The 13,686-nt window shown below is 40.1% G+C and carries 14 protein-coding genes and 2 pseudogenes; 14 read left to right on the top strand and 2 right to left on the bottom strand.

Annotated elements, in window-relative coordinates:
* The first annotated feature begins 762 nt into the window (after nucleotides 1-762).
* The 14 genes from mioC to ABZA00_RS12710 all read left to right on the top strand — a co-directional run bounded on the left by mioC (nucleotide 763) and on the right by ABZA00_RS12710 (nucleotide 13,163).
* Nucleotides 763-1,218, top strand: coding sequence for an FMN-binding protein MioC (gene mioC / locus ABZA00_RS12775; protein WP_372882549.1), 456 nt, complete (start codon nucleotides 763-765; stop codon nucleotides 1,216-1,218).
* 371 nt (nucleotides 1,219-1,589) lie between these two features.
* On the top strand, nucleotides 1,590-3,479 hold the full coding sequence (gene mnmG, locus ABZA00_RS12770; RefSeq protein ID WP_372882548.1) for a tRNA uridine-5-carboxymethylaminomethyl(34) synthesis enzyme MnmG: 1,890 nt from the start codon (nucleotides 1,590-1,592) through the stop codon (nucleotides 3,477-3,479).
* Nucleotides 3,480-4,103 carry a 16S rRNA (guanine(527)-N(7))-methyltransferase RsmG gene (gene rsmG / locus ABZA00_RS12765; protein ID WP_372882547.1) on the top strand — a complete coding sequence of 208 codons (624 nt, stop codon included), beginning with the start codon at nucleotides 3,480-3,482 and terminating at the stop codon, nucleotides 4,101-4,103. It begins immediately after the preceding gene.
* A 128-nt stretch (nucleotides 4,104-4,231) separates the two neighbouring features.
* The gene (locus tag ABZA00_RS12760) at nucleotides 4,232-5,026 is read left to right on the top strand and encodes a ParA family protein (protein WP_372882546.1); all 795 of its coding nucleotides are present in this window, start codon (nucleotides 4,232-4,234) and stop codon (nucleotides 5,024-5,026) included.
* Between the two features lie 12 nt (nucleotides 5,027-5,038).
* Nucleotides 5,039-5,950, top strand: a complete 912-nt coding sequence (locus ABZA00_RS12755) for a ParB/RepB/Spo0J family partition protein (protein ID WP_372882545.1) — start codon at nucleotides 5,039-5,041, stop codon at nucleotides 5,948-5,950.
* A gap of 291 nt (nucleotides 5,951-6,241) precedes the next feature.
* A complete protein-coding gene (locus ABZA00_RS12750; protein ID WP_372882544.1) occupies nucleotides 6,242-6,646 on the top strand; it encodes an ATP synthase subunit I in 405 nt (134 codons plus the stop codon).
* Nucleotides 6,636-7,457, top strand: coding sequence for a F0F1 ATP synthase subunit A (gene atpB / locus ABZA00_RS12745; protein WP_372882543.1), 822 nt, complete (start codon nucleotides 6,636-6,638; stop codon nucleotides 7,455-7,457). The genes ABZA00_RS12750 and atpB overlap by 11 nt, the downstream gene beginning before the upstream one ends.
* Nucleotides 7,458-7,514: 57 nt before the next feature.
* Nucleotides 7,515-7,772, top strand: a complete 258-nt coding sequence (gene atpE, locus ABZA00_RS12740; RefSeq protein ID WP_372882542.1) for a F0F1 ATP synthase subunit C — start codon at nucleotides 7,515-7,517, stop codon at nucleotides 7,770-7,772.
* A 38-nt stretch (nucleotides 7,773-7,810) separates the two neighbouring features.
* Nucleotides 7,811-8,281 (top strand): F0F1 ATP synthase subunit B, encoded by a 471-nt coding sequence (atpF, locus tag ABZA00_RS12735; protein WP_372882541.1) that lies wholly within the window; start codon nucleotides 7,811-7,813, stop codon nucleotides 8,279-8,281.
* A gap of 11 nt (nucleotides 8,282-8,292) precedes the next feature.
* Nucleotides 8,293-8,826 carry a F0F1 ATP synthase subunit delta gene (atpH, locus tag ABZA00_RS12730; RefSeq protein WP_372882540.1) on the top strand — a complete coding sequence of 178 codons (534 nt, stop codon included), beginning with the start codon at nucleotides 8,293-8,295 and terminating at the stop codon, nucleotides 8,824-8,826.
* Nucleotides 8,827-8,838: 12 nt separating this feature from the next.
* A complete protein-coding gene (gene atpA / locus ABZA00_RS12725) occupies nucleotides 8,839-10,380 on the top strand; it encodes a F0F1 ATP synthase subunit alpha (RefSeq protein ID WP_372882539.1) in 1,542 nt (513 codons plus the stop codon).
* Nucleotides 10,381-10,428: 48 nt separating this feature from the next.
* The gene (atpG, locus tag ABZA00_RS12720) at nucleotides 10,429-11,295 is read left to right on the top strand and encodes a F0F1 ATP synthase subunit gamma (RefSeq protein ID WP_372882538.1); all 867 of its coding nucleotides are present in this window, start codon (nucleotides 10,429-10,431) and stop codon (nucleotides 11,293-11,295) included.
* A gap of 35 nt (nucleotides 11,296-11,330) precedes the next feature.
* Entirely contained in the window at nucleotides 11,331-12,728 is a 1,398-nt protein-coding gene (gene atpD, locus ABZA00_RS12715) for a F0F1 ATP synthase subunit beta (protein WP_372882537.1), read from the top strand.
* A gap of 15 nt (nucleotides 12,729-12,743) precedes the next feature.
* Nucleotides 12,744-13,163 (top strand): F0F1 ATP synthase subunit epsilon, encoded by a 420-nt coding sequence (locus ABZA00_RS12710; RefSeq protein ID WP_372882536.1) that lies wholly within the window; start codon nucleotides 12,744-12,746, stop codon nucleotides 13,161-13,163.
* Between the two features lie 50 nt (nucleotides 13,164-13,213).
* Here ABZA00_RS12710 and ABZA00_RS12705 read toward each other — a convergent pair.
* Nucleotides 13,214-13,450 (bottom strand): annotated as a pseudogene (locus ABZA00_RS12705) (DUF2161 family putative PD-(D/E)XK-type phosphodiesterase); the annotation flags it as partial.
* Nucleotides 13,451-13,489: 39 nt separating this feature from the next.
* Nucleotides 13,490-13,686 (bottom strand): annotated as a pseudogene (locus tag ABZA00_RS12700) (IS1634 family transposase); the annotation flags it as partial.

The raw sequence follows: 13,686 nt of genomic DNA, 5'->3' as shown, positions 1-13,686 counted from the left end.
GATCAAACTCTTCAATTTAAAGTTTAATTTGCATCTTGCGACGCGACTCAATATTACTGACTAAAACTAAAGTACCGAAATACTTTTGTTATTCTGAATTAATGAATTAATTCGTGTGTCATTCTATTGATTGGTAACCTTCACAAGTGAAGTTACCTGATTTTTTTGAAATCATATCAACAATGAATGTCCACACAGATTGTTTGATTAAATTGTTAAAGAGCGCGCCTTTCGGCGAGGTGCGTATAATACGCGCCTGACGAACTGAGTCAAGGTTTATTATTTAATAATTTTTAAATCTGAATTAACACCTTTAAAAACCAACCTTTTTCGTTCTCAGAAGCGGCTTGACTTGCGTCGTTCCCGTTTCCGTTTCCGTGGATGCGCATTATAGGGATTCAGATCATGTTGGCAAGTCTTTATTTACAATATATTCCAATAAAATGCCTGAACGCATAATTAATAATCAAAGTGCTGGTTTGTTCTACATTTTTAAGAGTTAACTATCTTTTAATATTGTTTGAAAGGCCACCCGAAAGGTTCGACTATAGATATTTACTCTTTTTCTTTGTAGCACGGTATTTATTTAAACTAACTACGATGCCACTCCGCTGGGGATTAAAATACTTTCACCTTAATAGAAAGATTTAAATGACTCAGGTAAATGGGCCCGGGCAGTAAATATTATTTGTTAATAATTCATTATTTTTGTTTTAGCTATATAGTGTAAAAATTTTTTATTTTTATTAACGGAGATGTTAGATGAGTACGGTACAGATATTAGTAGGTAGTACGTTAGGAGGAACAGAATATGTTGCGGAAGCTGCGCAGACTTTATTAGAAGAGGCTGGCTTTGATAGTGAACTGTATTTTGATCCTGATTTGAACACCTTGTCTTTGTCTGAAGATGAAGTCTGGTTAATTTGTTTATCTACGCACGGCGCCGGGGATTATCCGGAAAACTTCAAACCTTTCGTTGAACAACTGCAAAGTGTCAATGCCCCTTTGGTTGATGTCCGTTACGGAGTCATTGGTGTCGGTGATTCAAATTACGATACTTTTTGTGAAGCCGCCAAAAATATAGATTATATATTGGAAGAGATGGGCGCAGTTCGGATCGGGGATCGTTTTGAAATAGATGTAGTGGATCACCCGATACCTGAAGACAGTATTGAACAATGGATCCCCCTTTGGGTTGAAGATCTTAATAATTTGTAGATCAAAGGCGTTTATAGTTACCCACAGGAAACTGTGTATAGATCATTTATAATCTATGAATTAGTTTTGTTTAAACATTGCATAAACCTGTGGTCAATTTTGCCTGTGCATAAACAGCCGATCTATCCCACAGATAAGCGCAGGAAGATCGCTTTTTGCGCACACCTAAAGATCCAATTTAAGATCCTGATCTTTAAGATCAAAAAAGGTTTTTACACAGAAATTCAATTCATTAATAAGTGTAGTAATAAAAGATCTTTAAAGATCTATATATAATACTAATACTGTTGTTTTGATCTTATCTGTTTTCCTTTAAGCAAGAAAAGAGTAAAATCTCTTTTGTCTTTTTAACTTATAGTTTTGGAAATTGAATGAATTACCACGAACATTTTGATGTGATTGTTATTGGCGGTGGCCATGCAGGAACGGAAGCTGCTGCTTCAGCTGCCCGTATGGGAATGAACACGCTATTATTAACCCATAATATTGAAACATTAGGTCAAATGTCATGTAACCCTGCCATTGGCGGGATAGGTAAAGGACACCTAGTTAAAGAAATTGATGCTTTAGGCGGATTAATGGCAAATGCCGCTGATAAGGGGGGAATTCAATTTAGAACACTTAATGCCAGTAAAGGGCCCGCAGTAAGAGCCACTCGTGCACAGGCGGATCGTCTGCTTTATAAAGCAGCCATACGAGAAAAGTTGGAAAACCAGGAAAACTTAAAAATATTTCAACAGGAAGTAGAAGATCTTATAGTCCAAAACGATCGGGTAACCGGTGTTATTACTAAAATGGGCGTTAAGTTTTCTGCTAAAACGGTTGTATTAACCGTAGGCACTTTCTTAAATGGTCTGATCCACATAGGTTTAAAAAATTATAGTGGCGGCCGGGCAGGTGATCCTGCTTCAATCGGTTTAGCAAAGCGCTTAAAAGATCTTCCATTACGTATGGGACGTTTAAAAACGGGTACGCCTGCACGTATTGATGCACGCAGTATTGATTTTTCAGTATTGGAAGTTCAACACGGAGATAATCCGACGCCCGTATTTTCATTTTTAGGCGATCGCAGTCAGCATCCTAAACAGATACCTTGTTATATCACCCATACTAATGAAAAAACCCACGATATTATCCGTCGTAATTTAGATCGCAGTCCTATGTACTCAGGCGTTATTGATGGCATAGGGCCTCGTTACTGCCCTTCCATTGAAGATAAAATTATGCGTTTTGCGGATAAAAATTCACATCAAATATTCGTTGAGCCGGAAGGATTAACCACCCATGAGGTTTACCCGAACGGAATCTCGACAAGTTTACCCTTTGATGTACAAATTGACTTCATCCGCTCAATGAAAGGTTTTGAAAACGCCTTTGTAACCAGACCGGGTTATGCTATTGAGTATGACTATTTTGATCCGCGGGATCTGAAATCAACCCTGGAAAGTAAATATATCTCAGGGTTATTCTTTGCCGGGCAAATTAACGGTACAACGGGTTATGAAGAGGCTGCCGCGCAGGGGTTATTGGCCGGTATGAATGCCGGATTAATGGCCCAGGATAAAGAAGGCTGGTGTCCAAGACGTGATGAAGCTTATATTGGTGTATTAGTTGATGATCTTTCTACATTAGGCACAAAAGAACCTTATCGTATGTTTACCAGTCGTGCTGAATACCGTCTCTTATTACGCGAAGATAATGCCGATTCCCGCTTAACAGAAAAAGGTCGTGAACTAGGTCTTGTTGATGATATCCGCTGGAAAGCATACAGCGAGAAAAAAGAAGCCATAGAAACTGAAGTACAACGTTTAAAAAATCAGTGGATCAACCCTTTTTCAGAGAATGCCGAACAGATAAATAATTTATTAAAAACGCCAATGCAGCGTGAAAGCACCCTTGAAGCGATGATCCGTCGTCCTGAAGTGAGCTATCAGGGACTGATGTCAGTTGATGGATTAGGCCCAGCTATTGAAAATGAACAGGCTGCTGAACAGGTTGAGATAATAATCAAATACCAGGGGTATATAGATCGTCAGCTGGAAGAAATTGAAAAGCTGAAACGTAATGAAGACACCTTATTACCCGTTGATCTGGATTACTCAGATGTGAAAGGTTTATCCAATGAAGTGGTTGCCAAATTAAATGATATTAAGCCGGGAAATATCGGGCAGGCTTCCAGAATTTCAGGTGTGACACCGGCTGCTATATCTATTCTTTTGATTTATATAAAGAAAAGCGGTCTAAGACGTAAGGTGTTATAAATGAGTCTGTGTGAAAATTTACAACAATTACTGGATCAGACCGATCTTAATATTACTGAATTGCAGAAGCAGCAGTTAGTTAAACTGGTTGAGTTATTAAACAAGTGGAATAAAGCTTACAATCTCACTTCTGTCCGGGATCCGCAGCATATGTTAGTCAAGCATATAATGGACAGTATCGTTGTATCTCCGTTTCTTCAGGGAAACCGCCTGATTGATGTTGGTACGGGGCCGGGCCTACCGGGACTGCCGTTAGCTATTTTAAATCCGGATAAACAGTTTGTATTATTAGATAGTTTAGGAAAACGCTTACGCTTTATCCGCCAGGCATTATTGGAACTTGGGTTGAAGAATGTGACAGCAGTGCAGAGTCGTGTCGAAGAGTATCAACCGGAAGATAAATTTGATGTTGTACTCAGCCGTGCCTTTGCTTCACTGCAGGATATGTTGTTTTGGTGTAAACATTTACCGAATAAAAATGGGCATTTTCTTGCGTTGAAAGGTCAATTTCCAGAGCAGGAGATAGCTGCCCTTGATCAGCAGTTTGAATTTATTGAATCAATTCCATTACAGGTGCCACAACTGGACGGTGAACGTTGTTTAGTTAAAATCAGATGTATTTAACAAATAATTGATTTAATATGCATGAGGATTGATCAACCGTTATATATTAACCACTGTTTCGGGTAACGCTTAGTCTGCATTTTCAGGTAGTTTGAGTATCCTATTAGTTTAAATTGAGAGTAAATTTTGTGGGTAAAATAATTGCAATAGCAAACCAAAAAGGTGGTGTTGGTAAAACAACAACTTGCGTAAATCTAGCGGCTTCAATGGCTGCTACTAAACGCAAAGTTTTAGTGATTGATTTAGATCCTCAAGGCAATGCAACTATGGGCAGTGGTGTTGATAAATATGAGATCGCCCATAGTGCTTATGATCTGTTAATTGATGAGTTACCTCTGGATCAAGTTGTAGAGACTGAAACAACCGGCGGATATGATCTTGTTGCTGCAAACAGTGATGTGACTGCTGCAGAAGTAAAGCTGATGGAGTTTTTTGCGCGGGAAACACGTTTACGCAGCGCATTAAATAATTATAAAGATAATTACGACTATATTTTTATTGACTGCCCTCCTTCGTTAAATATGCTGACCGTCAACGCAATGACTGCTGCTGATTCGGTGTTAGTGCCTATGCAATGCGAATATTATGCGCTGGAGGGGCTGACAGCCTTAGTAGATACTATCAGTAAACTCGCTGCTGTAGTCAATTCAGGGCTTAAGATCGAAGGTATTTTACGTACCATGTATGATCCCCGTAACCGCCTTTCTTCTGATGTGTCAGATCAGTTGAAAAAACATTTTGGTGAAAAAGTTTACCGCACCATTATTCCGCGCAATATCCGTTTAGCCGAAGCACCCAGTTTCAGTACTCCCGTGATGTATTACGACAAAACTTCCAGCGGTGCAAAAGCTTACCTTGCATTAGCAGGTGAAATTTTACGTCGTGAAGAGAAACTTGAGCAGCAAAGTGCTAAAACGGTGTAAATAGGAATGTCTATGTTAGGGAAGAAAAGAGGTTTAGGCAAAGGGCTTGATTCATTACTGAGCAGCAGTTCGTCTACCCGTCAAAAGCAGGTTTCTTATGACGTAACTGCTGAAAAAACACAGCAATTAGTTGATGATGTTAAAGGAACATTAACCGCACTTGATGTTAAATCACTACAAGCCGGTAAATACCAGCCCAGAAGAGAGATGGATAATAACGCGCTGGAGGAACTTGCTAACTCAATTCGTGCCCAGGGTATCATCCAGCCGATCGTGGTTAGAGAAACCGGTCATCAAAAATATGAGATTATTGCCGGTGAGCGTCGCTGGAGAGCTGCAAAACTTGTCGGCCTGGAAGAGATCCCCTGCTTAATCAAAAATGTTGAAGATAATGCCGCAATAGCGATCGCCTTAATTGAGAATATTCAGCGTGAAAATTTAAATGCGATGGAAGAAGCTATTGCATTGAAGCGTCTTCTGGAAGAGTTTAACTTAACTCACGTAGAAGTGGCTCAGGCGGTTGGCAAATCACGGACAACAATCAGTAATTTATTAAGATTAAACAATTTAAATGACGACGTTAAAGTATTGCTGGAGCAAGGTGACATTGAAATGGGGCATGCCAGAGCTCTATTGAGTTGTTCTGAGGATCTGCAATTAGGGTTAGCTAAGATCGTAATGGCAAAATCACTGACCGTCAGAAAAACCGAATTACTGGTGAAAAATACACTAACCCCCCAACCGGTTAAAGTACCCGCCCCACCCTGTGAAAAAGCCGATCATATAATTAAAACCTTTCAGCATAAACTGGGATTGTCGGTAACGGCAAAAACAGGTAAAAAAGATTCAGGTCAATTGGTTATTAATTACAGTTCATTAGATGATCTGGAAGAATTGATGCGCAAAATTGATTTGGAACAATAAAAAAAAGCTAAAAAAAAGCAATGATATGTTGTTGATTGTTTTTTAACTTCAAAAGTGTTATTTAATTACAGGTTTTTTGTTCATAAGTCTAATCTGTTTTACAATTTAAAAAACTCTCAAAATTTAAGATATATATCATATCTAAACAAGGCTCTTTTATTGCATTGGCTTAGATGTTGGTATAATCTTCTAACCGATTTAACATGTTGCTTAATAAATGTTCTAATCAATTTAACATGTTGGTTAAAATAGTTTTCAGGTGCATGATTTAAATAATCAAAGGAAAGTCAAGTGGTCGATAAACTAGCAAAATACAGTCACAAATCGGGGCTCAAATTAGTTGGTTTTCAATTTTTACTTGTGCTTTTCCTTGCTCTGATATTAACAGTTTTTTTTTCATTTAAATCGGGATACTCAGGTTTAGCTGGAGGAATGACTTTTATGCTTCCGAATATGATTTTTGTTTTAATGACATTCGCCCATGCTGGTGCCAGTAAATCAAAATTGATACTGAGGGGGTTCTACGTTGGAGAGGCGATAAAACTAACTCTTATTGTGATTCTGTTCAGTCTGTTTTTGAAGTATGGGGCACTATCATTACCGTCCTTTTATATTTCATTTTCATTCTTAGTAGCATCCCAGTGGTTAGCACCTTTCTTTTTTCACGATAATAACGGGATGACAAATGACCGCTAAAGATGAAGTGTTAACTTCTTCCGGGTACATCCAACACCATTTAACAAATGCACAAATGTGTACTGTTGATGGCAGCATTGCATTTAATCATGCCTGTGCTGACGCTGGATTTTGGACTTGGCACATTGACTCTCTCCTGTTCTCAGTTGGCCTGGGTGTTCTATTCTTGTTTGGTTTTTACAAGGTAGGGCAAAAAGCAACAACTGGTGTTCCCGGCAAACTCCAATGTGCAGTAGAAATGCTCTTGGAATTTGTTAATAGCGCGGTAAAAGATTCGTTTCACGGTCGCAACCCTGTTATAGCACCATTATCATTGACTATATTCGTCTGGATTTTATTGATGAATATGATGGATTTGGTACCTGTTGACTTTATTCCTGAAGCCGCCAAACAGATGTTAGGTGTTCCTTACCTCAAAGTAGTATCAACAACTGATATGAATATCACTTTTGGATTATCATTAAGTGTATTTGCATTAATTGTCTTTTACTCGATTAAGGTCAAGGGATTGATGGGGTTTGTTAAAGAATTAACCCTACAACCTTTTAATCATTGGGCATTTATTCCAGTTAACTTTATTTTGGAATCAATTGCTTTGATTGCGAAGCCGATATCTTTATCACTTCGTTTGTTTGGTAATCTGTACGCGGGTGAGTTGATCTTTATTCTGATAGCATTAATGCCTTGGTGGAGTCAATCGGCGCTTTCTGTGCCATGGGCTATCTTCCATATTTTGGTTATTGTGTTACAGGCCTTTATTTTTATGATGCTGACGATTGTTTACCTCAGTATGGCTCATGAAGATCATTAAATTTTAATTAATAATTTTAAATAATTTTAAATACTTTCAAATATTTCGGAGAAAAAAATGGAAACTATTATCAGCTCTACGGCTATCGCTGTTGCACTTATGATTGGTCTTGCTGCATTCGGTACGGCTGTTGGTTTTGCTATCTTAGGCGGGAAATTCCTGGAAGCATCTGCACGTCAACCTGAGCTGGGTCCAGTTCTTCAAACTAAAATGTTCATCGTTGCCGGTCTACTTGATGCGATTTCTATGATTGCGGTTGGTGTTGCACTATTTTTCGTATTTGCAAACCCTTTCCTAAGTCAACTACCTGCTTAATATCGGATCCTAATTAACTAAATTATTAAGGAGCCGTTATGAATATAAACGCAACCCTACTAGGCCAGGCTATTGCATTTGCAATATTTGTTTGGTTCTGCATGAAGTATGTGTGGCCCCCACTAATTTCGGCAATTGAAGAACGTCAAAAGAAAATCGCTGACGGTCTGACAAAAGCTGAAAGAGCAGGAAAAGATCTTGATTTAGCCAAAGCTAAAGCATCTGATAAATTAAAAGAAGCTAAAGCCCAAGCTGCTGAGATTATTGAACAGGCTAATAAACGCCGTAATCAAATTGTTGAAGATGCAAAAACGGAAGCTGAAGTTGAGCGTCAAAAAATAATTGCGCAAGGTGAAGCGGAAATTGAAGCGGAACGCAATCGTGTTCGTGAAGAGCTTCGTTTGAAAGTTTCCACGCTTGCTATTGCGGGTGCTGAGAAAATAATCAAGCGTTCTATTGATAAAGAAGCTAACAGCGACATTATTGATAAATTGGTTGCTGAACTATAAGGAGCGAGCTTATGTCTGAATTGACTACTGTAGCTCGTCCTTATGCAAGAGCTGCTTTTGAATTTGCCGTCGATAGTAACAAGATCGAAGCTTGGTCTGCGATGTTGTCTTTTGCAACTGAAGTTGTTAATAATCCAACGATAGCTGCAATACTAAAGGGCGATAAAGCTGCACAAGAGTTAGCCAGTTTATTTGTTAGTATTTGTGAAGATCAACTTGATGAGAATGGTCTGAACTTTATTAAAATAATGGCTGAAAATGGACGTTTGAGTGTTTTACCACGCGTAGCTGAACTTTATGCTGAGTTAGAATCTGAACATAAGAAAGTGATCAACGTTGATGTTGTGTCTGCTTATGCCCTTTCTAAAAAGCAAAAAATAGAGTTAGGCCTTTCGCTTGAAAAACGCCTCGCACGAAAAGTAAATCTAAATTGTAGTATTGATAACGCGCTGATCGCCGGAATGGTAATTACAGCGGGGGATTTAGTGATTGATAGCTCTGCTCACGGTCAACTAACCCGACTATCTAATACTTTACAATCTTAATGGGAAATTGGCATGCAACTGAATTCCACTGAAATTAGCGACCTTATAAAGCAACGAATTGGAAAGTTTGAAGCAGTAAGTGAAGCGCGTAATGAAGGTACAATCGTTTCTGTAAGCGATGGTATTATTCGTATCAATGGCCTTGCTGAATGTATGCAGGGTGAGATGATCGAATTACCAAATGGCAGCTTTGCTATGGCACTTAACCTTGAGCGTGACTCTGTTGGTGCTGTGGTAATGGGACCTTACCGCGATCTTAGAGAAGGTCAAAAAGTAAAATCTACCGGCCGTATTCTTGAGGTACCAGTAGGTAAAGGTCTGTTAGGTCGTGTTGTAAATACACTAGGTGAGCCAATTGACGGTAAAGGCCCGATTGAAAATGATGGTTTTTCTCCAATCGAAGTTATTGCCCCGGGTGTTATCGATCGTAAATCAGTTGATCAACCGGTACAAACCGGCTGGAAATCAATCGACTCAATGATTCCAATCGGCCGTGGCCAACGTGAATTAATCATCGGTGACCGTCAGGTAGGTAAAACGGCTATCGCAATTGATGCAATCATCAACCAGAAATCAACAGGTTTATACTCTGTTTATGTTGCGATAGGCCAAAAGGCATCAACTATTGCTAACGTAGTACGTAAACTTGAAGAGCATGGCGCGTTAGAAAATACTATTGTTGTCGTTGCTTCTGCTTCTGAAGCTGCAGCACTGCAATACCTGGCTCCATATGCCGGTTGTTCAATGGGTGAATATTTCCGTGACCGCGGTGAAGATGCACTGATTGTATACGATGATCTTTCTAAGCAGGCTGTTGCTTACCGTCAGATTTCACTTCTGCTTAAGCGTCCGCCGGGTCGTGAAGCATACCCTGGTGATGTTTTTTACCTTCACTCTCGTCTTCTAGAGCGTGCTTCTCGTGTAAGTGAAGCATACGTAGAAAACTTTACTAAAGGTAAAGTGAAAGGTAAAACCGGTTCACTGACTGCGTTACCTATCATTGAAACCCAGGCTGGTGACGTATCAGCATTCGTACCAACCAACGTAATCTCTATTACAGACGGTCAGATCTTCCTGACGACCGAACTATTTAATAGCGGTGTTCGTCCAGCCGTTGATCCGGGTATTTCCGTATCGCGAGTGGGTGGTGCAGCACAATGTAAAGTGATTAAGAAGCTATCGGGTGGTATTCGTACTGCACTAGCTCAATATCGTGAATTAGCGGCGTTTGCACAGTTCGCATCAGATCTTGATGATGCAACACGTAAACAACTTGATCACGGTAAAAAAGTAACTGAATTAATGAAGCAGAAACAATATGCTCCAATGTCAGTTGTTGAACAGGCGTTATCACTATTTGCAGCAGAGAAAGGTTATCTAAACGATATCGATGTAGAAAATGTTTTGGCTTTTGAAGCATCTCTTATCTCTTATGTTAAAAATGAGCATGCTGAGTTCTATGCTCAAATTAATGAAACTGGTGATTACAGCAACGAAATTGAAGGGCAATTCAAGGCTATCTTGGAATCTTTCAAAGCGACGCAAACCTGGTAATTAATTAACTACTCCGGTAGTTAATTAAGCATTAATTAGGAGCTAGAAATGGCCGGCGATAAAGAAATTAGAAATAAGATCGCGAGTGTTAAAAACACTCAGAAGATCACTGGCGCCATGGAAATGGTTGCCGCATCAAAGATGCGTCGTGCGCAACAGCGTATGGATAGCACTCATGCTTATGCTGAAACTATGCGTAAAGTGATTGGTCATATCGCACTTGGTAAACTTGAATACAAACACCCTTACGTTATCGAAAGAGAAGTAAAGCGTGTTGGTTATATTGTCATTTCAAGTGATCGCGGTTTATGTGGTGGTTTAAATAGTAACTTATTTAGATCTGTTATTACAAAAATGCACGAACACTCTAATGCGGGTGTAGAAGTTGATTTGGCTGTTATCGGTTCAAAAGCAACTGCATTTTTTAATGGCCTGGGAGCTAACATCGTAGCGCAAACTTCCGGTTTGGGTGATACACCGACTGTTAATGATTTAATTGGTTCGGTAAAAATAATGTTAGATGCTTATGATCAGGGAACTGTTGATCGCTTATATATAGTGCACAATAAATTCATTAGTACCATGGTACAAGAACCATCAATCAGCCAATTATTACCTTTGCCAAAAGCAGAAGATGATGAAGAAGTTGCGAAACACTTATGGGATTACGTATACGAAGGTGAGCCAAAAGATATTTTGGATGCATTATTAATTCGTTATGTTGAATCGCAAGTGTATCAAGGTGTTGTAGAGAACTTAGCCTGTGAGCAGGTTTCTCGAATGATTGCGATGAAAGCCGCAACCGATAATGCCAGTGACTTGATTGATGAATTACAACTTGTTGCCAACAAAGCACGTCAAGCTGCAATTACTCAGGAACTTTCTGAGATTTGTGGTGGTGCGGCTGCGGTATAAGCAAAATAAAAATTTATGATTTTAGAGGATCAGAGATGAGTACAGGTAAAATCGTTCAGATTATCGGTGCTGTTGTGGATGTAGAGTTTCCACAGGAAGCAATACCGAATATTTACAGTGCGCTGATCGTGACTGAGAAGAATCTAACAATGGAAGTGCAGCAACAAATTGGTGGCGGTGTTGTTCGCTGTATCGCCATGGGTGCTTCTGAAGGTTTGAGTCGTGGTCTTGAAGTTACAGATACAAAAAGTGCAATCACAGTACCTGTAGGTACGGCGACACTAGGCCGTATCATGAATGTATTGGGTGAGCCTATTGATGAGTGTGGTGATATCGGTGCTGATGAGCATTATGAAATTCACCGTGCAGCACCTTCTTATGAAGAGCAGGCAGCATCAGTTGATACACTAGAAGTTGGTATTAAAGTTATCGACTTAATCTGCCCATTTGCGAAAGGCGGTAAAATCGGCTTGTTCGGTGGTGCTGGTGTTGGTAAGACCGTAAACATGATGGAACTTATCAATAACATTGCCTTAAAACATTCAGGTCTGTCTGTTTTTGCCGGCGTTGGTGAGCGTACTCGTGAAGGTAATGACTTCTACTTTGAGATGCAGGAAGCGGGTGTTGTAAACATCGAAAAACCTGAGTTATCAAAAGTAGCGATGGTTTATGGTCAAATGAATGAGCCACCAGGAAACCGATTACGTGTTGCCCTGACCGGTTTGACCATGGCTGAGCGTTTCCGTGATGAAGGTAAGGACGTATTATTATTCATTGATAATATCTACCGTTATACCCTTGCTGGTACCGAAGTATCTGCACTGTTAGGCCGTATGCCTTCAGCCGTTGGTTATCAGCCGACACTTGCTGAAGAGATGGGTGTACTGCAGGAGCGTATTACATCAACTAAAACCGGTTCAATTACCTCTATTCAAGCGGTATATGTACCTGCGGATGACTTAACCGATCCATCTCCAGCAACAACCTTTGCTCACTTGGACGCAACCGTTGTATTGTCACGTAATATCGCATCACTGGGTCTGTACCCTGCAATCGATCCGCTTGATTCTACTTCACGTCAACTTGATCCGCTGGTTGTTGGTCAAGAGCATTATGATGTTGCCCGTGGCGTGCAGGGTATCCTGCAACGTTATAAAGAGCTTAAAGATATCATTGCGATTCTGGGTATGGACGAGCTTTCTGAAGATGATAAGTTAGTTGTATCCCGTGCGCGTAAAGTTGAGCGTTTCTTAACTCAGCCTTACCACGTAGCAGAAGTATTCACCGGTCAACCTGGTATTTATGTTTCCCTTAAAGACACGTTAGCTGGCTTTAAAGGTTTAATATCCGGTGACTACGATGATATACCTGAACAAGCTTTCTTGTACGTTGGTGCGATTGAAGAAGCGGTAGAAAAAGCGAAACGCTTATAATACCCGGAGGTTACTATGACTAAAGCGATGACCACACATCTAGATGTTGTAAGTGCGGAAACGTCTCTGTTTTCAGGACGAGTTTCCCACCTGCGAGTATCCGGTCAGGAAGGTGAGTTAGGTATTATGCCTGGACACACCCCGCTATTAACGCCGATTAAACCAGGTATGGTTAAATTGGTGAAACAGCATGGTGATGAAGAAGTTATTTATGTCTCAGGTGGTTTTCTTGAGGTTCAACCTTATGGCGTAACGGTGCTTGCTGATACGGCAATCAGAGGTCAAGACCTTGATTTGGCCAAAGCAGAAGCTGCTAAACGTTCAGCACAGGAACAAATGTCAAATCCGAGCTCGGATATTGATTATGCTCTTGTTACTGCGCAATTAGCGGAAGCAATTGCACAACTGCGTGTCATTAAGATGCTGCGTAAGTGATATTTTAACTTTCTGGCAAAAAAGGCGGCTTATAAGTCGCCTTTTTTATTTTAATTAACAGATAATTTATCCATTTTCATCAGCCACTCCGGAAGTTCGTTACGTCCCTTTTGCGAAAGACGGTAAACACCCCGTTCTATCTTTTCAAACCAGGCATAATAATTATCTCTTAAAAACAGGGTTGCCTGCGGTTCATCGATTGCCTTTTTGATTTCAGCACCGCGGCAGGAAGGTAATTCAGCTAAATATTGTGCCACTCTGATACAGCGTTGACGATAAGCGGTTAGCGTCGCTTTACTGCTTGTAGCTGATCTTCCGCACCTGTTTTAAGAATAAATCTGCCTGTAACGTTCTCCTAAACAGTCAATAATAACTTGCTGCCGCTCCTTCCAATTCACCACCATAGGAGCTTGTTCCTCCAGATAAATAACCGTAACGCCTTGGAAGCATTGAAATACCCAGCGAGCTGTTGGATTTTGAGTTGGTTTTTTCTTTTGATCCGGGAAGTTGAGTGCTTTTTCTT

Origin of the sequence: Psychromonas sp., assembly GCF_041586535.1 — a bacterium.
GTDB lineage: Bacteria > Pseudomonadota > Gammaproteobacteria > Enterobacterales > Psychromonadaceae > Psychromonas.
Note: the sequence above shows the minus strand (reverse complement) of the source record. Positions and strands in the feature narration are given on the sequence as shown.

Excerpts from the sequence above, each read along its gene's own strand:
- ABZA00_RS12755 (WP_372882545.1), top strand. The coding sequence starts at position 5,039 with ATGTTAGGGAAGAAAAGAGGTTTAGGCAAAGGGCTTGATTCATTACTG.
- atpE (WP_372882542.1), top strand. The coding sequence starts at position 7,515 with ATGGAAACTATTATCAGCTCTACGGCTATCGCTGTTGCACTTATGATT.
- atpD (WP_372882537.1), top strand. The coding sequence starts at position 11,331 with ATGAGTACAGGTAAAATCGTTCAGATTATCGGTGCTGTTGTGGATGTA.
- mioC (WP_372882549.1), top strand. The coding sequence starts at position 763 with ATGAGTACGGTACAGATATTAGTAGGTAGTACGTTAGGAGGAACAGAA.
- atpG (WP_372882538.1), top strand. The coding sequence starts at position 10,429 with ATGGCCGGCGATAAAGAAATTAGAAATAAGATCGCGAGTGTTAAAAAC.
- atpA (WP_372882539.1), top strand. The coding sequence starts at position 8,839 with ATGCAACTGAATTCCACTGAAATTAGCGACCTTATAAAGCAACGAATT.
- atpH (WP_372882540.1), top strand. The coding sequence starts at position 8,293 with ATGTCTGAATTGACTACTGTAGCTCGTCCTTATGCAAGAGCTGCTTTT.
- atpF (WP_372882541.1), top strand. The coding sequence starts at position 7,811 with ATGAATATAAACGCAACCCTACTAGGCCAGGCTATTGCATTTGCAATA.
- rsmG (WP_372882547.1), top strand. The coding sequence starts at position 3,480 with ATGAGTCTGTGTGAAAATTTACAACAATTACTGGATCAGACCGATCTT.
- atpB (WP_372882543.1), top strand. The coding sequence starts at position 6,636 with ATGACCGCTAAAGATGAAGTGTTAACTTCTTCCGGGTACATCCAACAC.
- ABZA00_RS12710 (WP_372882536.1), top strand. The coding sequence starts at position 12,744 with ATGACTAAAGCGATGACCACACATCTAGATGTTGTAAGTGCGGAAACG.
- mnmG (WP_372882548.1), top strand. The coding sequence starts at position 1,590 with ATGAATTACCACGAACATTTTGATGTGATTGTTATTGGCGGTGGCCAT.